17 protein-coding genes are annotated in these 19,536 nt (G+C 60.0%); 13 read left to right on the top strand and 4 right to left on the bottom strand.

The features are described 5' to 3' along the window. The first annotated feature begins 15 nt into the window (after positions 1-15). Genes ACW9IR_RS15570 through ACW9IR_RS15545 form a run of 6 tightly spaced genes read left to right on the top strand, consistent with a single transcriptional unit; the run spans position 16 to position 9,240 of the window. Positions 16-2,886 carry an aminotransferase class III-fold pyridoxal phosphate-dependent enzyme gene (locus ACW9IR_RS15570; RefSeq protein ID WP_457464043.1) on the top strand — a complete coding sequence of 957 codons (2,871 nt, stop codon included), beginning with the start codon at positions 16-18 and terminating at the stop codon, positions 2,884-2,886. Positions 2,887-2,895: 9 nt separating this feature from the next. Beyond that, on the top strand, positions 2,896-3,633 hold the full coding sequence (locus ACW9IR_RS15565; protein WP_110718958.1) for a 3-oxoacyl-ACP reductase family protein: 738 nt from the start codon (positions 2,896-2,898) through the stop codon (positions 3,631-3,633). After that, positions 3,630-4,394, top strand: a complete 765-nt coding sequence (locus tag ACW9IR_RS15560) for an SDR family oxidoreductase (RefSeq protein ID WP_457464041.1) — start codon at positions 3,630-3,632, stop codon at positions 4,392-4,394. Before ACW9IR_RS15565 ends, ACW9IR_RS15560 begins: the two co-directional genes overlap by 4 nt. Before the next feature lie 2 nt (positions 4,395-4,396). Then, positions 4,397-5,695 carry a DUF1302 family protein gene (locus tag ACW9IR_RS15555; protein ID WP_457464039.1) on the top strand — a complete coding sequence of 433 codons (1,299 nt, stop codon included), beginning with the start codon at positions 4,397-4,399 and terminating at the stop codon, positions 5,693-5,695. A 59-nt stretch (positions 5,696-5,754) separates the two neighbouring features. After that, positions 5,755-6,591, top strand: a complete 837-nt coding sequence (locus ACW9IR_RS15550; RefSeq protein WP_093442334.1) for an outer membrane lipoprotein-sorting protein — start codon at positions 5,755-5,757, stop codon at positions 6,589-6,591. Positions 6,592-6,624: 33 nt separating this feature from the next. Next, positions 6,625-9,240, top strand: a complete 2,616-nt coding sequence (locus tag ACW9IR_RS15545) for an efflux RND transporter permease subunit (protein WP_457464037.1) — start codon at positions 6,625-6,627, stop codon at positions 9,238-9,240. A gap of 69 nt (positions 9,241-9,309) precedes the next feature. Here the strand turns inward: ACW9IR_RS15545 and ACW9IR_RS15540 are convergent, their stop codons facing one another. The 3 genes from ACW9IR_RS15540 to ACW9IR_RS15530 all read right to left on the bottom strand — a co-directional run bounded on the left by ACW9IR_RS15540 (position 9,310) and on the right by ACW9IR_RS15530 (position 11,433). Further along, a complete protein-coding gene (locus ACW9IR_RS15540) occupies positions 9,310-9,720 on the bottom strand; it encodes a MerR family transcriptional regulator (RefSeq protein WP_095119576.1) in 411 nt (136 codons plus the stop codon). A 200-nt stretch (positions 9,721-9,920) separates the two neighbouring features. Then, positions 9,921-10,496 (bottom strand): NAD(P)H-dependent oxidoreductase, encoded by a 576-nt coding sequence (locus tag ACW9IR_RS15535; RefSeq protein ID WP_034154374.1) that lies wholly within the window; start codon positions 10,494-10,496, stop codon positions 9,921-9,923. Positions 10,497-10,551: 55 nt separating this feature from the next. Next, positions 10,552-11,433 (bottom strand): LysR substrate-binding domain-containing protein, encoded by an 882-nt coding sequence (locus ACW9IR_RS15530; protein WP_457464034.1) that lies wholly within the window; start codon positions 11,431-11,433, stop codon positions 10,552-10,554. 213 nt (positions 11,434-11,646) lie between these two features. Between ACW9IR_RS15530 and ACW9IR_RS15525 the strand changes: the two genes are divergently transcribed. Continuing rightward, on the top strand, positions 11,647-12,411 hold the full coding sequence (locus ACW9IR_RS15525; protein ID WP_457464032.1) for a sulfite exporter TauE/SafE family protein: 765 nt from the start codon (positions 11,647-11,649) through the stop codon (positions 12,409-12,411). On the opposite strand, the gene ACW9IR_RS15520 is transcribed toward ACW9IR_RS15525, so the two are convergent. After that, a complete protein-coding gene (locus tag ACW9IR_RS15520) occupies positions 12,401-12,715 on the bottom strand; it encodes a putative quinol monooxygenase (protein ID WP_099757934.1) in 315 nt (104 codons plus the stop codon). The genes ACW9IR_RS15525 and ACW9IR_RS15520 overlap by 11 nt on opposite strands. Positions 12,716-12,899: 184 nt before the next feature. Between ACW9IR_RS15520 and ACW9IR_RS15515 the strand changes: the two genes are divergently transcribed. From ACW9IR_RS15515 to ACW9IR_RS15490, 6 genes are all read left to right on the top strand, one after another. After that, positions 12,900-13,490 carry an NAD(P)H-dependent oxidoreductase gene (locus tag ACW9IR_RS15515; RefSeq protein ID WP_038357444.1) on the top strand — a complete coding sequence of 197 codons (591 nt, stop codon included), beginning with the start codon at positions 12,900-12,902 and terminating at the stop codon, positions 13,488-13,490. 60 nt (positions 13,491-13,550) lie between these two features. Continuing rightward, positions 13,551-14,462, top strand: coding sequence for a LysR substrate-binding domain-containing protein (locus ACW9IR_RS15510; RefSeq protein ID WP_457464029.1), 912 nt, complete (start codon positions 13,551-13,553; stop codon positions 14,460-14,462). Between the two features lie 103 nt (positions 14,463-14,565). After that, positions 14,566-15,459, top strand: a complete 894-nt coding sequence (locus ACW9IR_RS15505) for an NAD-dependent epimerase/dehydratase family protein (RefSeq protein WP_457464027.1) — start codon at positions 14,566-14,568, stop codon at positions 15,457-15,459. 339 nt (positions 15,460-15,798) lie between these two features. Beyond that, entirely contained in the window at positions 15,799-17,148 is a 1,350-nt protein-coding gene (locus tag ACW9IR_RS15500) for a GntP family permease (protein WP_038358517.1), read from the top strand. Between the two features lie 16 nt (positions 17,149-17,164). Then, positions 17,165-18,025, top strand: a complete 861-nt coding sequence (locus ACW9IR_RS15495; protein ID WP_457464025.1) for a MurR/RpiR family transcriptional regulator — start codon at positions 17,165-17,167, stop codon at positions 18,023-18,025. A gap of 1 nt (position 18,026) precedes the next feature. Beyond that, on the top strand, positions 18,027-19,484 hold the full coding sequence (locus ACW9IR_RS15490; protein WP_457464023.1) for a D-aminoacylase: 1,458 nt from the start codon (positions 18,027-18,029) through the stop codon (positions 19,482-19,484). Positions 19,485-19,536 lie beyond the last annotated feature (52 nt).

Here is a 19,536-nt window from a genome sequence, read left to right as displayed (position 1 = left end):
AGGGATAGAACTGTCATGGATTACCGCGATTACGTACGGCCGAAATTCGTTGAATTGATGCAGGCCCTGGGCCTGGAATGTCAGTTCCACAGAGCGCTGGGCAGCAAACTGTTTTACCGCGACCGCCAGGGCGATGAAGTAACCGTCACCGACTTCCTCGGTGGTTACGGCGCCGCGTTGTATGGCCACAACGATCCGCAATTTGTCGATCAACTCGTCGACCTGCTGCGTGCCGATGTACCGTTCAACGCACAAATGTCGGTGCGCGGTGCGGCGGGACAGTTGGGGCGTGAACTCAGTGAAGCGTTCAACCGTGAACTGAACAACAGCGAACGCTACATTTCGACCTTCTCCAACAGTGGCGCCGAGTCGGTGGAGATCGCCGTCAAGCACGCCGAATACCGTCGTCAGAAAAACCTGCAGAAGCAATTCGACGAGCGCGATTTCGCCCTCGCCAATCTGGTTGCCAGCGACAAGGCTTACGTCGAACTGGACATCGACGATCTCGATTTGCCTGCCGGTCTGCTGCCGCAGAATCTGTCCTGCGTCACCGTGCGCCAAGTGGCCGAAGCGGTGCGTCAGCACAACCTGGCGCAACTGCATGTCGAGCCGGTGTTCCTCGCTGTGCGCGGCAGCTTCCACGGCAAACTGGTGAACACCGTTCAACTGACGTACGGCAAGCAGTACCGCAAACCGTTCGCTCGTTTCGGCCTCAACGTCGAGTTCATCGACCCACAACAGCCACAGCAATTGCAGGAGCTGCCAGCCCGTCACGTGCGTCACTGGCTGAGCCTGGAATGGAACGGCGAAACCCTGCAAGTGCGCCGCGAAGCATTCAGCGCGATCACGGCGGTATTGCTCGAACCGATTCAGGGCGAGGGCGGCATCAACGAGTTCGCCAATGAGTTCTATCTCGGTCTGCGGCGTCTGTGCAACGAGCAGCAGTGCCCGCTGATCATCGATGAAGTGCAATCCGGTTTCGGCCGCACCGGCACCTTGCTCGGCGCCAGTCATTTCAACTTGCAGGGTGATTACTACTGCCTGTCGAAAGCGCTCGGCGGTGGCCTGATGAAGATTGCCGCGACGGTGATTCGCGCCAGCCACTACGAAAACGATTTCAGCTACATCCACAGTTCGACCTTTGCCGAAGATGATGCGTCCTGCCATATCGCCCTGTCGGCCTTGCGCCGTCTGTTCGAGAACGACAGTGCGATGCTCAAGGACGTAAACAAGAAGGGCGAGTACCTCAAGTCTTCGCTGCTGGAACTCAAAGCGGCCTACCCGGACGTGATCGCCGACGTGCGTGGTCGCGGCTTGCTGCTGGGCTTTGAACTGCACGACCTGACCGGCACCAGCTCACTGGTTCAGGCTTCGGCGCAGTACAACGATGCGCTGGGCTACATCATCGCCGGCTACCTGCTGCAATTCGAATCCCTGCGCGTGGCGCCGTCGGGCAGCAACGCCAATGTGATCCGACTGGAACCGCCGGTGTGCATCACCTTCGAAGAAATCGACGGCTTGATCGGTTCCTTGCAGAAAGTCTGCGACATGCTGCGTCGGCGTGATGCCTTCCCGCTGGCCGCCGGTGTGTGCGCCGACAGCATCGCTGACGTGCCGGCGCGCGAGGTTAGCTTCAAGGAGAGCGAAACCCGCCCAAAGTCTGACGAGAACGTGCGCGTGGTGGCGCGCGTGGCGTTCATCAACCATCTGATTGATTCGGACATGCTCAGCGACGTCGATCCGTCACTGTCGACCCTGAGCGCTGAGCAGAAACGCGAGTTCATCAAGCGCATGGCGCCCGAGCGCCGAGCCGCGCCGATCGGCCCGGTGCAGATTCGCTCGAAACTCGGCACTGCCGTGGAATTCACCCTGTATCCGCTGTGCATGGATTCCGATGCCATGGCGGCGTACATCGCCAGCGGCGATCTGCAAACCATCCGCGAAGAAGTCGGCAACCGTATCAAGGATGCCCGCGCCGATGGTTACAGCGTCGCTGGGCTGGGCATGTACACCTCGATCGTCACCAACAACTGCCAGGCCTTGCAGATTCCCGACATGGCACTGACTTCCGGCAACGCGCTGACCATCGGCATGGGTCTGGAAGCCATCGAACAGGGCTGCAAGCAGCAAGGCCTGGAACTGAGCGAGCAAACCGCTGCGGTGGTCGGTGCGGCGGGCAACATCGCCTCGACCTATGCCTCGTTGTTATCGACCAGTGTCGAGCACCTGATCCTCATCGGCAGCGGCCGCGACGGTTCCCTGCGTCGTCTGGAAAAAACCGCGCAACAGATTTACGCCGAAGCCGCCCGCGCGATTCTCAAGGGTGTCGCCGAGCACGATCGCCTCGCCCGTCGCTTGCAGCAAATCGACGGCATCGATGGACTCTTGCAGGCCCATGGCAGCAGTGCCGATCTGGGTCAGCGCGTGGCGAAACTGGTTGAAGAACGCTTGGGCGCAAACGCTTTCATCACCGTCAGCAACGATCTTGATGTGCTGAAACAGGCGCGCATCGTGCTCTGCGCGGCTAACGCACCGCAGCCGTTTCTTTTCGCGGAGCACTTCGCCGAAAACAGCGTGATCTGCGACATCGCCGTACCGCTGAACGTTGACCAGAACCTCGCCAGCCAACGCTCCGACGTGCTCTACATGCACGGCGGCATCGTGCAGACGCCGCTGGGCGATGGCTTGGTGAAAAACGTTCGGGCCTATCTCAAGCAAGGTCAGTTGTACGCGTGCATGGCTGAGTCGGTGCTGATGGGCCTGTCCGGGATGAAACAGCACTACTCCTACGGCGACATCAGCCGCGAGCAAGTGCAGCAGATTCGAGCACTGGCGGCGACCCACGGCTTCAGCCTCGCCCAGTTCAAAACCGACAACTCGCTCTAAGGAACGGTCATGCCGAATAAAGTAGCAGTGGTGACCGGTGGCAGTCGTGGCATCGGTCGGGCGATTGTCCAGACCCTGGCCGGGGCGGGTTATCAGATCGCGTTCAGTTACGTGCGCGATGAAGTCGCGGCAATGACCTTGCGCGATGAGGTTCAGGCGTCGGGCATCGATTGCCTGGCGTTGCAGTGCGATGTCAGCAGCGGCGACAGCATCAAGGCGTTTTTCGAGCGGGTCGATCAGCATTTTCAGCGTATCGATCTGTTGGTTAACAACGCCGGCATCACTCGCGATGGTTTGCTGGCGACGATGTCGGCGCGCGACCTGATCGACGTGATCCAGACCAACCTGATCGGCACGATGCTCTGCTGTCAGCAGGTGGTGCCGGGCATGTTGCGTCAGCGCAGCGGTTGCATCGTCAACATCAGTTCGGTGGCGGCGCAGAAGCCCGGCAAAGGCCAAAGCAACTATGCCGCTGCCAAGGGCGGGGTCGAATCGTTGACCCGTGCCTTGGCGGTGGAGCTGGCGCCGCGCAACATTCGCGTCAACGCGGTCGCCCCGGGCATCGTCAAGACCGAGATGAGTACCGCGCTGATCGGCAGTCAGGAAGAAGAAATCCAGTCGCGCCTGCTGATCAAACGCTACGCCGAACCGGAGGAAATTGCCGAAGCGGTGCTGTACCTCGCCGATCGCGGTTTGTACCTGACCGGGGAGGTCCTGTCGGTCAACGGCGGGTTGAAAATGCCATGAGCCGGACCATTCTGATCACCGGTGCGGCGAAAGGCATCGGCCGTGCGGTCGCCGAGAATTTCGCCGCCGACGCCGACAATCGCTTGATCCTGCTGGATCTCGATCTGGCCGAACTGCAGTGCTGGGTCGACGAGCAGCAGGAGCAGATCAAGGCGCGAGTCGAAACCCATGCGGCGAACATTGCCGACCTGCCGGCCATGGAGGCGTTGTTCAAGAAACTCGGCTCGCAAGTAGAGTACGTCGACGTGCTGGTCAACAGTGCCGGCATCTGCAACGAGAACGAGCCGGAGGATCTGCACAACTGGCACAAGGTGATTTCGGTCAACCTCAACGGCACGTTCTACGTGACCTCGTTGTGTCTGGCGCTGATGCCTGACCGTGGGCGAATCATCAACATGTCGTCGATCCTCGGCCGTGCCGGCAAGGTGCGCAACACCGCGTACTGCGCGTCCAAGCACGGCATCGTCGGCATGACCAAGGCGCTGGCGCTGGATCTCGCTTCGCGGCAGATCACCGTCAATGCGATTCTGCCAGCGTGGATCGATACGCCGATGTTGCAGGGTGAACTGGCGACGCAAGCGGCGATTGCCGGTTTGACCCAGGAACAGATCGTGCGCAACGCGAAGAAGAAACTGCCGATGCGCCGTTTCATCCAGAGCGAAGAAGTGGCGGCGATGGTGCGTTACCTGGCCAGCCCCGAGGCTGGCGGGGTGACCGCGCAGAGTCTGGTGATCGATGGCGGTGTCGGGTTGGGAATGTAGCGATGCCTCGATTTCACAACAGTCACATCGTGGGTGCGGTGTGGGCGTGCATGGCTGCGCCCACCGCGATGGCCGAATTTACCGTCGCTGATCTCAAGCCCGATTACGCCGACGGTGAAGTCGGCGTGGCCACGGCCATGCGTCTGCATGGCGACGATCAGGTCACGCAAAAAGCCGTGTATTTCAAGGCCAACCTGGAAGACAACTGGGAGGGCGGTTACTACAAGGCCAAGGGCCGCGTGCGTTATGACGCGCGCTATGACGGCAACAATCCGTACAGCGAGCGGGCGCGGGACAAGTACCGTTTCGATGCCGATTGGCGGCACCTCTACGTCGGCCATTCGCTGGGTGACGGTGAAGTGACAGTGGGCTGGCAGCAAGTGGTCTGGGGCCGCGCGGATGAATTGCGCGTGCTCGATCAGATCAACCCGCTGGACTATCGCGATGGTCTGACGCCGCTGCTCGAAGACAGTCGCATCGCCGTGCCCATGGTGCGTTTTGCGCAACCGGTGGGCGAGTGGGAACTGGAGGCGCTGTGGATCACCGACTTCGTGAAAAACCGGGCGCCGGTGGAGGGCAGTGAATTTGCCGCGCCACTGTTTGCCACGCCGGATCCGCAGTATTTCCTGCTCGACTCCAAGCCCGGCTATGACGGCGACAAAGGCTATTCCTATGGCCTGAGCGCCAACGGCCGGATCGGTGCAGTGGACACCAGTTTCGTTGCCTTGAGCGCCCGTCAGCAAGACCCGGTGTACGCCGTCGAAGGCCTCGCCGATGACGGTCGTACGCGACTGGAACGGCAGTTTCCCCGTTACACCATGGGCGGTGCCGGGCTGGCGATCGACGCCGGGCACAGCATCGTGGTGCGCAGCGAGGTCGCGTATTTCGACAACTGGCGCGTGACCAATCCGACCCGCGCCTACGGTGCCGACAGCACGCCCATGGTCAAGTCGCTGCTGGGTGTCGACTACCTGTTGCGCGACTGGCTGATCTCCGCGCAATGGCAGGAGCAGGTGTTGCTCGACTGGCAGGACGGCATGTTGCAGGACAAGCGCGAACCGCTGTTCACCCTGTCGGCCGAAGGCACCCATTGGCAGGATCGCCTCAAGAGTCGTCTGGTGGTCGCTGGCTCACCGCCGTTTCAGGACGACGCCTTGCTGCAAGGCATCTTCACCTACAAACCGGTCGACTACATCAAGCTCGGCCTGGAAGTGGACGTGTTCTTCGGCAAGCCCGAGAAGACTTTCGGCGAGTACAGCAAGCGCGATCAAGTGCGGCTGTCGGCCGGTTATCTGTTCTGACCCATCACGCCTGCCGCTCTCGCGCGCAGGTGCATTCATCCAACGAAAAGGAAGTTGTCATGTTGCCGTTTTTGAAAAGTCTGACCACCGCCGCACTGATCCTCGGTAGCGCCTGCGCCAGTGCCGCCGAGGCTGGCAATGCCGATGAGATCATCCGTCAGGTACGCGATCGCAATGACGGGAACAGCTTCATGTCCCAGGTTTCGCTGATCCTGCATGACAAGAAAGGCAATACCCGGGTTCGCGAGTTCACCTACCTGCAAAAGGATTACCCGGACAGCGACAAGTTCAGCATGTACTTTTCCGCGCCGACTGACGTCCGCGACGTGGCCTTCCACATCGAAAACCCGCACGAAACCCTCGGCCTGGAAGACAGCCAGTGGATGTACCTGCCGGTCAGCCGTCAGACCCGCCGCATCTCCACCACCGACAAGCGCGGCTCGTTCATGGGCAGTGAGTACTCGTATGCCGATCTGGACAAGATCCGCGTCAAGGACTACTCGCAGAAACTCGTCGGCGAAGAACAGATCAAGGGCCGCGACTGCTACGTGATCGAGCGTGAACCGGCGTCCCCCGAGGTGCTGGCCAAGACCGGTTACAACAAGCTGAAGGTGTGGATCGACAAGCAGAATTTCCTGGTCATGCGTCAGGATTTCTTCGACGTCAAAGGTGTGCTGATCAAGCAGATGCGCACGCAGAAAGTCGCGACCATCGATTCGATCGACAGCATCGTACTCAGCGAAACCGAGCACTTCATCGACGGCACGCGTTCGGAAATGCGCTTCAACCAGTTGCAGTACAACGTTTCTCTGGAAGACCGCCTCTTCACCCAGACCGCCATCAAGCGCGGGCTGAAAACCGGTGACCTGCCGGACTTTGCCGTGTCTGCCCGCTAAGCGCCGACCCCGACGACCTGGAACCGCATGATCATGGAAAGATATCTGAATTTCGTCGAGCGCTATGCGCGGGCGATTGTTTTCCTGCTGGTGGCGATTACGGCGTATTTCACTTATACGCTGGGCGCGCTGGTGTCCGACACCAACCCTTATCTGCTCAAGGAAAGCCACCCGGCGCGCAAGACCATCATCGATTTGCAGGGTGAATTCACCGGCACGTTCGACTCGGTCATGGTGGCGCTGAACAACCCGCAAACGGTGTTCAACAAAAATACGCTCAACGCGCTGTTTTCGATGTCGCAGTCGGTGCGCAAGATGATTCTGGCCAACGATGCCGACAAGGAGCAGTTGGCGCAGATCGTCGTCCGGCATGCAGACGACAGCCGTGCGCAGTTGTTGACCCGGGACATTCTCGAGGGTGGCTTTTCGCAGAACGATTACGCCAACGCCAAGGCCTTGCGTGATCATGCCCAGAGCCAGAACTGGGATTCCCATGATCAGCTGTTCCTGTCCTTTCTCGCCGAGCGGATCAACCCGATCCGCGAAATGGCCTCGATGGGCGACCTGGAAAACATCGTCCTGACCGACGACGGCGAACTGTTGATCCACAAAACCCTGAATGCCTATGACATGGACCCGGTAGTGGTCGAGTCGCAGATCATGGGCAACGAATTGATGGTCGACGGGGTGGTGTCCAAAGACAAGAAAGTCGCAATGCTGGTGGCCGAACTCGGCACCAAGCAGGACGACGCTCAGGCGCAACTGCGGGCTTATCAGATTGTGCGCGGCATCGTCGCGCAATATCAGGCTGAACACCCGGAGTACAAGGACGAAATCTTCATCGCCGGCATGCCGATCTTCATCGCCGCGCAGCAGGAAATCATCGATCACGACCTGGCGGTGTTGTTCCCGATCGTGTTTTTGCTGATTACCTTGCTGCTGATTTTCTTCTTCCGTAAACCACTGGGCGTGTTGCTGCCGCTGTTCAATATTCTGTTCTGCACCATCTGGACGTTGGGCCTGATGGCGCTATTGCGCGTGCCGTTCGACCTGTTGACCAGTGTGCTGCCGGTGTTCCTGTTCACCATTTGCTGCTCGGATGCGATCCACGTGATGGCTGAATATTACGAGCAGAAAAACGCTGGCAAGAGCAATCGCGAGGCCAACCGCGAAACCCAGCGCTTGATGGTGGTGCCGGTGGTGTTGACGACCGTGACGACCATCGCCACGTTCATGATTTCCACCACCAACAACATTGTCAGCATCCGTAATTTCGGCGTGTTCATGTCGATCGGCCTGACGGCGGCGCTGATCATTTCGCTGTTGCTGATTCCGGCGTGGATTTCCATCTGGGGCAAGGATCAGCCGCAGCAAGCCAAGGCTGTGGTGCACCAGGAGTCGATCATCTCGCGCTATCTGGTCGCGTTCTGTGCCTGGATGATCCGCTTTCGCAAACCGATCCTGATGGTCATGCTGCCGCTGCTGGCGCTGGCCACCGTGTTCACCTTCCGCGTCGATATCGAAGACTCCGGCATCGCTTACTTCAAGCCGGAAAGCCACATTCGCGTGTCCGATCAGTTCATCAACCACGCCAAAGTAGCTGGCACGGCCCCGGGCTGGATCGCCATCGACAGCAAGGAGCCGCGCGGCGTGCTGACCACCGAAGTGGTGCAGTTCATCGACAAGCTCGACCACTTCATCAAACAGCAACCGAACGTCAGTTACGGCTACTCACTGGCGACTTACGTCAAGCGCATGAACCTAGTGCTCAACGACATGAACCCGGAGTATCTGCGGGTGCCGAATGCCGTGGAGAAGGTCACGTCGGTCAATGACGACGGGCAGGTCGAGCGTTTTGAAGTGCCGGGCAATTCGCTGATCGAACAGCACGTGATGCTGTTCGAAAACGGTGGCGGTTCCGACCTGAACAACGTGCTCAACGCCGATTTCTCCAAGGCCTTGACCCTGTACACCATGACCTCGTCGGTCGCCAGCGACTATCAGGGCATGCTCGACCGCCTCGACGCCTGGCTGCTGGTGAACAAACCGGCCAACCTGGAAGTGACCCACGCCGGCACGCCGTTGATCTGGACGGGCGTCCTGCAGGAAATCACTCAGGGCCAGGTACTGAGTTTTTCCCTGGCTTTGCTGGTCGTCACGTTGATGATGATGTACTGGCTCAAGTCGGTGCGCCTCGGGGTGCTCGGTATGCTGACCTTGCTGACCACCTCGGTGACGGTCTACGGCTTCATGTTCCTGTTCGGCATCGAGCTGAACATCGGCACGACGCTGGTGACGTTCCTCGTGGTCGGTGTGGTCGATTACGCAGTGCACCTGTTGTCGCGCATCAAGTTGTTGGTGCAGCAGGGCATTGAGATCGACGCGGCTATTTTGCAGGCGATGCACAGCGTCGGTCGTTCGACGGTGATCAACGTGGTGATCTTCTCCGTCGGCTTCATGGCGCTGCTGTTTTCCGACTTCAAGCCGATTGTCGATCTCGGTGCACTGGTGGCGATGGCGCTGTTTTCCAGCGGGGTCATGACCATTGTCCTGGTGACGCTGGTATCGCCGTGGTTCTTTGCGGCGATTGCGCCGGTGCATGCGCCGGCTCCAGCATTGCGCACAGAAGGGGAGCCGGTGCCGGGCTGATTCGCCAACGACCGGGCGCGCCTGCCCTGAGGCGGCAGGCGAGCCTGGTCATGCGGCGCAGCAGGGTTTTCAGTTCAGAGTAGTGCCCGGGTTTTTTTCGCCATAACGGGCGATGCGTTCGAACTGACATTCCTGGCGGGCGTCGTTGAGGTTGTGTTCAAACGCCTCGAGGCCATCATGCAATTGCTGCAAATCGCCGATCTGGGTCACCAGTTCGGCTTTTTTTTCGGCGATGGCTCGTTGCGCCATGTCCCACGGGAATTCGTCGCCGCGGTAGTTGTTGAGGATCACCTGCAGCTCTTTGAGCTTGAAGCCCAGTTGCTGGGCGCACTTTATGAACGTCAACACCTCGACACTTTGCTGGCTGTAGATGCGGTATTTACCTTCACGCTTGGGTTCGGGCAACAGGCCGATTTCTTCGTAGTGGCGAATGCTTTTGACAGTGGTGCCCGACAGCTGGGCGGCTTTGCCGATATACATAAAGGTCCGTCTCGATGGTCAAACATAGCGTAGCGCGATCAGGCGTCATGCCGGATCGGCGGCGATTATATGTCCAATACCATCTGAAAATTGCAACTGCGCGTAAATGACGTGCACAGGCGACGGACGGGCTCGTGGAGGGAACCCGAAGAGGCACTGACGGCGGCTTGTGCGCCGTCAGTTGAGGCGGCTGGAAAGCCTTAGACGGCGGCGGTCACGCGCGCCTTTTCCAGCCAGGCATCGCGCTGGTTTGGCTTGGAGCCAAGGATCGGCCCGAAGGTCAGCGTCTTCAGTGGCTTGATGCCGCAGAATTCCAGCGTGGTCTTGCGCATCTGATTCAGCCCGGGCATGCCGTAGATCCATTTGTAGTACCAGTACGGCGTGTCCATGGTCACCAGCAAATGCGCGGTGCGGCCCTTGAGCAGCTTGTCGGGGAAGGCTTTGCCTTCGCGGTATTTGAAAGCGAAACCCGGCAGGAAAATCCGGTCGACGAAGCCCTTCAGCAGTGCCGGAATCCCGCCCCACCAGATCGGATAGACGAATGTCAGGTGCTCGGCCCAGGTGATATCGGCCTGCGCTTGCAGCAGGTCCGGCTCCAGTGGCTGCACCTTGTTGTAGCCTTCGTGCAGGACCGGGTCGAACTCCAGCGCATCCAGACGCAACAGCCGCACCTCATGCCCGGCGTCCTTGGCGGCCTGAACGTAAGTCTCACTCAATGCCCCGCAAAAGCTGTCGGTGGAGGGGTGACCCAGTATCACGAGCATTCGTTTGCTCATTGTGTGTACTCCTGAAATGAAGCTCACAGGATAGAGTCTGCCCCTAGCGGTAGAGTCAAGGCACCAGCGCATCAAACAGGGCTCGGGCGTAACCGGGCAGGTGGTCGAAGTCCCGCGCGCACAATTGCAGAGTGCGATGGGCCCAGACTTCGTTCAGCGGCCGGCACGTTATCGAGTGCACCGCCGCCCAGCGCTCGATGGCCACCTTGGGCACGATGGCCAGCCCCGCACCTCGCGCCACCATGCGCATGACGCCCTCGAAGCCATCGGCACGGATCCGGATCGACATGCGCTGGCCGATGTGGAGCGCTTGTTCCTCCAGGTGAATCGCCAGCGCGCTGTGGCTGCCAAGCGCTACATAGTCGTGCGCCAGGGTTTCACCAAACGTCAGCGACGCCTGACTCGCCAAAACATGCTCGGGGGGCAGGATCAGCACCAATGGATCGTCGCGAAAGGGTCGGGTTTGCAGACCGTGGGTGTCGACCGCATCGGAGACGATCCCGAGGTCCGCCGCGCCTTGGCGCAAGGCGTGGGTGATGCGCGCGCTGGGCAGCTCCTGCAAGTCGATGTCGAGATTGGGATGATCGCGCAGGAAGTCCGCGAGTACTTCCGGCAGGTATTCGGTGATGGCCGTGGTGTTGCACAGCAAGCGCACCTGACCTTTGACGCCTTGGGCGTAGTCGGCCAGATCCTGCTGCAGGCGTTCGGCTTGTTGCAGGAGGATGCGCGCGTGCTGAGCCAGCGCCTTTCCGGCGGCCGTCGGGGTGACGCCGCGGCGGCCGCGCTCGAGAAAATCAACGCCAAGCGAGGCTTCCATGGCGCGGATTCTGGCGCTGGCGGCGGCCAGGGATAAATGGCTGCGGGCGGCGCCGGCCGTGATGTTGCCGGTGTCGAGGATGTGCAGGTAGAGGCGCAGGTCGGTGAGGTCGAAGTGCATGGGCAGCCTCTGAAAGTTCTGGTGTCTGGGCTGGCCTCATCGCGAGCAGGCTCACTCCTACATGGGATCTGTGGCGAACGCAAAACCTGTAGGACTGAGCCTGCTCGCGATGAGGCCAGAAGCCTCAAAAATATATCAGCCTCTTGTCAGGGCAGAGGCAGCCTCAGTATATGGCAGATTTTCATCCAACCTCGACCAGCGCACAGTAGCACCATGAACACACTCACAGATTTCTACCAGCACCTCGGCCTGGCCCTGTCCCTGCTGGTCATCATGACCTTCATTCTCGCCGGTCTGATCAAAGGCGTGATCGGTCTCGGCCTGCCCACCGTCGCCATGGGCTTGCTCGGTCTGGCTATGGCGCCGTCGCAGGCAGCCGCGTTGCTGATCATCCCGGCAACCCTGACCAACGTCTGGCAACTGGCTTTCGGCGGTCATCTGAAAGGACTGATCAAACGCCTCTGGCCGATGCTGCTGATGATTTTCCTCGGCACCGGAATAGGCACGTTATCGATCGGCATGACGGGCGGGCATTGGGTGGTGCGCGGGTTGGGCGCGGCGCTGTTGCTTTATGCGTTGAGCGGTTTGTTTCTGCCAACGCTGAGCGTCAATTCGCGTCATGAAGGCTGGCTGGGGCCGGCGTGCGGTTTGATCACCGGGGTCATCACCTCGGCCACCGGCGTCTTCGTGATTCCAGCGGTGCCGTACCTGCAAGCGCTGGGCTTGAATCGCGATCAACTGGTGCAGGCGCTGGGCCTGTCTTTCACCGTTTCGACGTTGGCGCTGGCCGCTGGATTGCTCTGGCGTGGCGCCCTCGGTGGCGGCGAACTAAGCGCTTCGCTGCTGGCGCTGATCCCGGCCATTCTCGGCATGTTGCTTGGTCAATGGCTGCGCGAACGCATCAGCGCCGTGCTGTTCAAGCGGGTGTTCTTTATTGGTATGGGCGCGCTTGGCGCCCATTTGTTGATCAGCGGTTAGCCGAGGCTTCGCTGAGCATTTCGATCTGGCGGATATCGAAATCGCGCTGCAGATAGTCCATGCGCTGTTCAAAGAATGCCTTCATGTGCGGCAGATTCGAATGCACATCCAGGTGCGCTTGCGACGCCCAGATCTCGTAGAAGATAAACAGCGTCGGATCTTCCTTGTCGCGCAGCATGTGGTACTCGATGCAGCCCGGCTCGGCGCGGCTCGGCTCAACGTAAGCGCGGAACAGCGCCTCGAAGGCCTCGGCTTTTTCCGGGCGGGTCTTGGCGTGCAGGATAAAACCCAAGCGTTCACTCATCACAACGACTCCTCAAATTCAGAATGCCGCGGATGTTATTGCAACAATCGACGATAGATTCGTGCCTTTTGATCAAATGTATTTTGCGCAATCAGGCCTTATTCCGCGCGAGGCGGATCGTTAATCTGCCGCCATTCCAGTTTCCCTTCTCCATCCAGCCCAATGGCTGCGCCGAGGCTTTCTCATGAAAAAAGTGCTGTTGCTCAATGGCGGTAAAAAATTCGCTCACTCCGACGGTCGCTACAACGCCACCCTGCACGAAGCGGCGTTAAGCGTGCTCGATCGCGGCGGTGTCGACGTCAAGACCACCTTCATCGACGAGGGCTATGACGTCGCTGAAGAAGTGGCCAAATTTCTCTGGGCCGACGTGATCATTTATCAGATGCCCGGCTGGTGGATGGGCGCGCCGTGGACGGTGAAAAAGTACCTCGACGAAGTCTTCACCGAAGGCCACGGCAGCCTCTACGCCAGCGATGGCCGCACTCGTTCCGATGCTTCGCAGAAGTACGGCAGCGGTGGCCTGATTCAGGGCAAGCAATACATGCTGTCGCTGACCTGGAACGCACCGCAGCAGGCCTTCGATGACCCGACTGATTTCTTTGAGGCCAAAGGTGTGGATGCGGTGTACTTCCCGTTTCACAAGGCCAATGAGTTTCTCGGTATGACCGGGTTGCCGACGTTCCTCTGTGTCGACGTGATGAAACGGCCGAACATCGAGGCTGATGTGGCGCGTTATGAGCAGCATTTGACCGAGGTGTTTGGCCTCAAGGGCTGATGCTCGGCTACTATCGAAGGCCTGAGCCTGCGGGGCAGGCCAATCGATTTGAGGACACCCGTGAAAGCCAGATCCGATGAGTTGCAGATTTTCGTCTGCGTGATCGAGTGCGGTTCGATCTCCGCCGCCGCCGAGCAGGTCGGGCAAACGCCTTCGGCGGTCAGCCGCACGTTGTCGAAGCTGGAAGCCAAGCTCGACACCACGCTGATCAACCGCACCACGCGGCGCATGGACCTGACCGAGGAGGGCAAGTATTTCTTCGAGCAAGCCAAGCTGATTCTCGATCAGATGGAGCAACTCGAAGAACGCCTGTCTTCGCGCCAGCAAACCCCGTCCGGTCGCTTGCGAATCAACGCCGCATCACCGTTCATGCTCCATGCGGTGGTCCCGTATATCGACGAATTCCGCCGCCTCTATCCGGACATCCAGCTCGAACTCAACAGCAATGACCTGATCATTGACCTGCTGGAACAAAGCACCGACATCGCCATCCGTATCGGCACCCTTGCCGACTCGACGCTGCACGCACGCTCGCTCGGCTGCAGCCCGCTGCTGATCGTCGCCAGCCCCGCGTATCTGGAAAAGCATGGCGCGCCACAGCAAGTCGCCGACCTGAGCGAACACACCTTGCTTGGCTTCACCCAGAACGAAGGTCTCAACCAATGGCCGCTGCGCTATGTGCACGGCGACCGCTGGCCAATCACCCCAGCGATCAGCGCCTCCAGCGGCGAGACCGTGCGCCACCTGGCGCTGGAAGGTCAGGGCATCGCTTGCCTGTCGCATTTCATGACCATCGATGACATTCGTGCCGGGCGTCTGAAGGTCCTGCTCGGCGAATTCAACAGCGGTTATCGCCAGCCGATCAACGCCGTGTACTACCGTAACTCGCAACTGGCGCTGCGCATTCAGTGCTTCCTCGACTTTATCCAGAGCAAACTCGCGGCTTACGCCAGCGCCAATTTCAAAGGCTGATTCGTGACCTCTGCGCAACAGTGAATTGGGTGAGGGCGGGTTTTTCCCTGCGGTTCACGGGCCGATACTCGTCCCATCACTTACTCACGCAGGGAGTTTCTCCATGAACGTATTCGTCACCGGCGCTGCCGGTTTTATTGGCGGCTCGATCGCTACCGGTCTGGTTCAGGCCGGTCATAAAGTCACCGGTTTGGTGCGCAGCGCCGAACAGGCTGAAGAGCTGAAAGCCATCGGGATCACCCCGGTCATCGGCACTCTCGACGACAAGGCACTGCTCGCCGAACAGGCCCGCGCCGCTGATGCGGTGATCAACGCCGCCAGCAGTGACCATCGCGGTGCAGTCGAAGCCTTGCTCGACGCGTTGCGCGGCTCCAACAAAGTATTCCTGCACACCAGCGGTTCGAGCATTGTTGGCGATGCATCCGGCGGCAAGTCCAGCGACGTCATCTATTTCGAAGACAACCTGCCGGAACCGACCGTCGACAAAGCCGCGCGCGTGGCCATCGACAACCTGATCCTCGCCGCGGCGAAGGACGGCGTAAATTCTGCAGTGATCTGCAACACGCTGATCTATGGCCACAGCCTGGGCGTCAACCGCGACAGCGTGCAATTGCCGCGTCTGCTCAAACAGGCGCGTAAAAGCGGCGTCGTGCGCCACGTCGGTACGGGCCAGAACATCTGGTCCAACGTGCACATCGAAGACGTCGTTGCCCTGTACCTGCTGGCGCTGACCAAAAACGTCCCGGGCACGTTCTACTTTGTTGAAAGCGGTGAAGCGTCGTTCATCGACATGACCACCGCCATGGCCGACGCCCTCAATCTGGGCAAACCGCAAGACTGGCCACTGCAAGACGCCGAAGCCGAATGGGGCTACGAAATGGCCAACTACGGCCTCGGTTCCAACAGCCGAGTGCGCGGCAAACACGCCCGCGAATTACTGGGCTGGGCACCGAAGCGCACGTCGGTGGTTGAATGGATTCGTAACGAAATGGTGTGAGTCGTCCACTAGCTCCCAAAGGTTTTGCGCATTCTGTCTGGAGGAATGCGATCAAAACTGTAGGAGTGAGCCTGCTCGCGATAGCGATCATTCAGCCAATGAAAATATTGACTGTTACGGCGCAATCGCGAGCAGGCTCACTCCTACAGGGGGCTGTGTTGGCTGTAAAAGCATGTAAATCCCGCCCCGTGATTTTCATTAATCACGACAAGACATATCCATTAGCGACACACCTTGCCTCTCCACGAAAATTACTTTCATGCGGTTTGAAATCTCGATCTCGAAATGATTTATGAGTTTCACAACCCATTCGAACGTGACCCTTTCGAGGAGTACCGCATGACGCCTTCCTTCGGCTATTGGCTGCTGGTCTATGCCGCCGTCGCCATCATCGCGCTGATCGTGTTGATCGCCCGTTACCGGCTCAATCCGTTCATCGTCATCACCCTGATTTCCATCGGCCTGGCGCTGGTAGCGGGGATGCCGCCGTCGGGCGTGGTGGGGGCGTATGAGGCCGGGGTGGGCAAGACGCTGGGGCATATTGCGCTGGTGGTCGCGCTGGGCACGATGCTCGGCAAGATGATGGCCGAGTCCGGCGGCGCCGAGCAGATGGCGCGCACGCTGATCGATAAATTCGGCGAGAAGAACGCGCACTGGGCGATGGTCTGCATCGCCTTTCTGGTCGGTTTGCCGTTGTTCTTCGAAGTCGGTTTTGTGTTGCTGGTGCCGATTGCATTCACTGTGGCGCGGCGCGTTGGCGTGTCGATTCTGATGGTCGGTTTGCCGATGGTTGCCGGCCTCTCAGTGGTGCATGCGCTGGTGCCGCCACACCCGGCGGCGATGCTCGCGGTGCAGGCGTATCAGGCGTCGGTCGGGCAGACCTTGCTGTATGCGATCGCCATCGGCATTCCCACCGCGATCATTGCCGGGCCGCTGTACGCCAAATTCATCGTGCCGCGCATTCAGCTGCCGGCGGATAACCCGCTGGAAAAACAATTCCTCGACCGCGAACCGCGCGACAAACTACCGGGTTTCGGCATCACCATGGCGACCATTCTGTTGCCCGTGGTGTTGATGCTGATCGGTGGCTGGGCCAACCTGATTTCCACCCCGGGCAGCGGCTTCAACCAGTTCCTGTTGTTCATCGGCAACTCGGTGATTGCGCTGCTGCTGGCGACCTTGTTGAGTTTCTGGACGCTGGGTATCGCCCAGGGTTTCAACCGCGAATCGATCCTCAAATTCACCAACGAATGCCTGGCGCCGACTGCCAGCATCACGTTGCTGGTCGGTGCCGGTGGTGGCTTGAACCGCATTCTGGTGGATGCCGGTGTGACCGATCAGATCGTCGGCCTCGCCCACGAATTTCACCTATCGCCGCTGATCATGGGGTGGTTGTTTGCTGCGTTGATGCGCGTCGCCACCGGTTCCGCGACCGTGGCGATGACCACCGCGTCCGGCGTGGTTGCGCCGGTGGCCATTGGTCTGGGTTATCCACACCCTGAACTGTTGGTGCTGGCGACCGGCGCGGGCTCGGTTATCTTTTCCCACGTCAACGACGGCGGCTTCTGGTTGATCAAGGAATACTTCAACATGACGGTTGCGCAGACGTTCAAGACCTGGACCGTGCTCGAGACGCTGATCTCGGTAGTCGCGTTCGGCCTGACCGTCGGCCTTTCTTACTTGCTGTAACCGGAGCCCGCCGCCCATGGACATCCTCTACCAGATCCGCGCCCGTCAGGATTCCTTCAGCGCCGGCGAAGGTCGCATCGCCCGGTTGATGCTCGATGACGTTGGTTTCGCCGCCAGCGCCAGCCTCGAAGACCTCGCACAACGCGCCGAAGTCAGCACCGCCACGCTGTCGCGTTTCGCCCGCACTGTCGGCTGCCGCGACCTGCGTGATCTGCGTCTGCAACTGGCTCAGGCCAGCGGCGTTGGCAGCCGTTTTCTCGATCCGGCGGGCACGCCTGAGCAGTCGGCGTTTTACGGGCAGATCGTCGGCGACATCGAAACCACGCTGCGGCAGCATCTGGCTGGATTCGACGAGTCGCGCTTTGCCGATGCGGTGAAAATGCTCGGTCAGGCGCGGATGATTCACGCCTTCGGCATGGGCGGTTGCTCGACCCTGTGCAGCGACGAATTGCAGGTACGCCTGGTGCGCCTCGGCTACCCGATTGCCGTGTGCCATGACGCGGTGATGATGCGCGTCACCGCCGCCAGCCTGAATTCCGAGCAGGTGGTCATTGTCTGTTCGCTGACCGGCATCACCCCGGAATTGCTCGAGACTGTCGAGCTGGCGCGCAACTACGGCGCGCGTATTCTCGCCATCACCCGCGCCGATTCGCCGCTGGCGCAACTGGCCGACATCGTCCTGCCGCTGCAAGGTGCAGAAACCTCGTTCATCTACAAACCGACGGCGGCGCGCTACGGCATGCTGCTCGCCATCGATGTGCTCGCTACTGAGCTGGCGCTGGCCAATCCTGAAGACAATCAAGAACGTCTGCGGCGGATCAAACTGGCCCTCGACGAATACCGTGGCGGCGACGATCACCTGCCGCTGGGAGACTGACATGCTGTACGACACGCTGATTCTCAACGCCCTGATCATCGATGGCAGCAACGTGCCCGGCTACAAGGCCGACGTGGCGATTCGCGATGGCCGCATCGAGCGTATCGGTGACTTGCACGATGCCACCGCCAGCGAGGAAATCGACGCCGCTGGCCGCGTGCTGGCGCCGGGTTTCATCGATGTGCACACCCACGACGACACTGTGGTCATTCGTCAGCCAGAGATGCTGCCCAAGCTCAGCCAGGGCGTGACCACCGTGATTGTGGGCAACTGCGGGATCAGCGCCTCGCCAGTCAGTCTGAAAGGCAATCCACCGGATCCGATGAACCTGCTCGGCACAGCGGCGGCGTTCGTTTATCCACGGTTCAGTGATTACCGCGCTGCGGTTGAAGCGGCCAATACCGCGTTGAACGTTGCCGCGTTGGTTGGCCATACGGCGCTGCGCAGCAATCATCTGGATGACCTGTTCCGCACAGCGACGCCAGAAGAAATCGCCGCGATGCGTGAGCAGTTACGCGAAAGCCTTGAGGCCGGTGCGTTGGGTTTATCCACAGGTCTGGCGTACGCCAGCGCCTACAATGCTTCCACCGATGAAGTCATGCAATTGACTGAAGAACTCACGGCATTTGGCGCGGTGTACACCACGCATTTACGCAGCGAATTTGCCCCGGTTCTGGAAGCGATGGATGAGGCTTTTCAAATCGGTCGACATGCGAAATCGCCAGTGATCATTTCCCACCTCAAATGTGCCGGCGTCGGTAACTGGGGGCGCAGTCCGCAGTTGCTCGCGTCGTTGGAAGAGGCAGCGAAAACTCACCCGGTCGGCTGCGATTGCTACCCGTATGCGGCGAGTTCTTCGACGCTGGATTTGAAGCAAGTCACCGATGCGCATCGCATCACCATCACTTGGTCGACGCCGCACCCCGAGGTCAGCGGTCGCGACCTGATCGACATTGCCGCCGAGTGGAGCATGCCGCTGCTTGATGCCGCGAAACGCCTGCAACCGGCCGGCGCGGTGTACTACGGCATGGACGAGGCGGATGTACGAAGAATCCTCGCGCATCCGTTATCGATGGTCGGCTCTGACGGACTGCCGGAAGATCCGTTCCCGCATCCGCGTCTGTGGGGCGCTTTCCCACGGGTTCTCGGACATTTCAGTCGTGACGTCGGGCTGTTTCCGCTGCACACCGCCGTGCACAAAATGACCGGGTTGTCGGCGGCGCGGTTTGGTTTGAAGAAAAGAGGTGAGATTCGTCAGGGATATTGGGCGGATCTGGTGTTGTTCGACCCGGTGACTGTGCGTGATGTGGCCGACTTTCACGACCCGCAGCGTGCGGCGTTGGGCATCGACGGTGTTTGGATCAACGGTGTTCTGAGCTATCGCGACGGGCAGGCGAATGGTCGCAGGAAAGGGCGGTTTCTCGCACGCGATGGGAATTTACGCGACGGGTTTAAGTGATTCTGCTGACGTCAAAAGATCGCAGCCTTCGGCAGCTCCTACATGGGAATGC

Source organism: Pseudomonas sp. SDT291_1_S447, assembly GCF_054070155.1.
This window is presented reverse-complemented; position numbering and strand designations above follow the sequence as displayed.

Excerpts from the sequence above, each read along its gene's own strand:
- ACW9IR_RS15570 (WP_457464043.1), top strand. The coding sequence starts at position 16 with ATGGATTACCGCGATTACGTACGGCCGAAATTCGTTGAATTGATGCAG.
- ACW9IR_RS15565 (WP_110718958.1), top strand. The coding sequence starts at position 2,896 with ATGCCGAATAAAGTAGCAGTGGTGACCGGTGGCAGTCGTGGCATCGGT.
- ACW9IR_RS15560 (WP_457464041.1), top strand. The coding sequence starts at position 3,630 with ATGAGCCGGACCATTCTGATCACCGGTGCGGCGAAAGGCATCGGCCGT.
- ACW9IR_RS15555 (WP_457464039.1), top strand. The coding sequence starts at position 4,397 with ATGCCTCGATTTCACAACAGTCACATCGTGGGTGCGGTGTGGGCGTGC.
- ACW9IR_RS15550 (WP_093442334.1), top strand. The coding sequence starts at position 5,755 with ATGTTGCCGTTTTTGAAAAGTCTGACCACCGCCGCACTGATCCTCGGT.
- ACW9IR_RS15545 (WP_457464037.1), top strand. The coding sequence starts at position 6,625 with ATGGAAAGATATCTGAATTTCGTCGAGCGCTATGCGCGGGCGATTGTT.
- ACW9IR_RS15540 (WP_095119576.1), bottom strand. The coding sequence starts at position 9,720 with ATGTATATCGGCAAAGCCGCCCAGCTGTCGGGCACCACTGTCAAAAGC.
- ACW9IR_RS15535 (WP_034154374.1), bottom strand. The coding sequence starts at position 10,496 with ATGAGCAAACGAATGCTCGTGATACTGGGTCACCCCTCCACCGACAGC.
- ACW9IR_RS15530 (WP_457464034.1), bottom strand. The coding sequence starts at position 11,433 with ATGCACTTCGACCTCACCGACCTGCGCCTCTACCTGCACATCCTCGAC.
- ACW9IR_RS15525 (WP_457464032.1), top strand. The coding sequence starts at position 11,647 with ATGAACACACTCACAGATTTCTACCAGCACCTCGGCCTGGCCCTGTCC.
- ACW9IR_RS15520 (WP_099757934.1), bottom strand. The coding sequence starts at position 12,715 with ATGAGTGAACGCTTGGGTTTTATCCTGCACGCCAAGACCCGCCCGGAA.
- ACW9IR_RS15515 (WP_038357444.1), top strand. The coding sequence starts at position 12,900 with ATGAAAAAAGTGCTGTTGCTCAATGGCGGTAAAAAATTCGCTCACTCC.
- ACW9IR_RS15505 (WP_457464027.1), top strand. The coding sequence starts at position 14,566 with ATGAACGTATTCGTCACCGGCGCTGCCGGTTTTATTGGCGGCTCGATC.
- ACW9IR_RS15500 (WP_038358517.1), top strand. The coding sequence starts at position 15,799 with ATGACGCCTTCCTTCGGCTATTGGCTGCTGGTCTATGCCGCCGTCGCC.
- ACW9IR_RS15495 (WP_457464025.1), top strand. The coding sequence starts at position 17,165 with ATGGACATCCTCTACCAGATCCGCGCCCGTCAGGATTCCTTCAGCGCC.
- ACW9IR_RS15490 (WP_457464023.1), top strand. The coding sequence starts at position 18,027 with ATGCTGTACGACACGCTGATTCTCAACGCCCTGATCATCGATGGCAGC.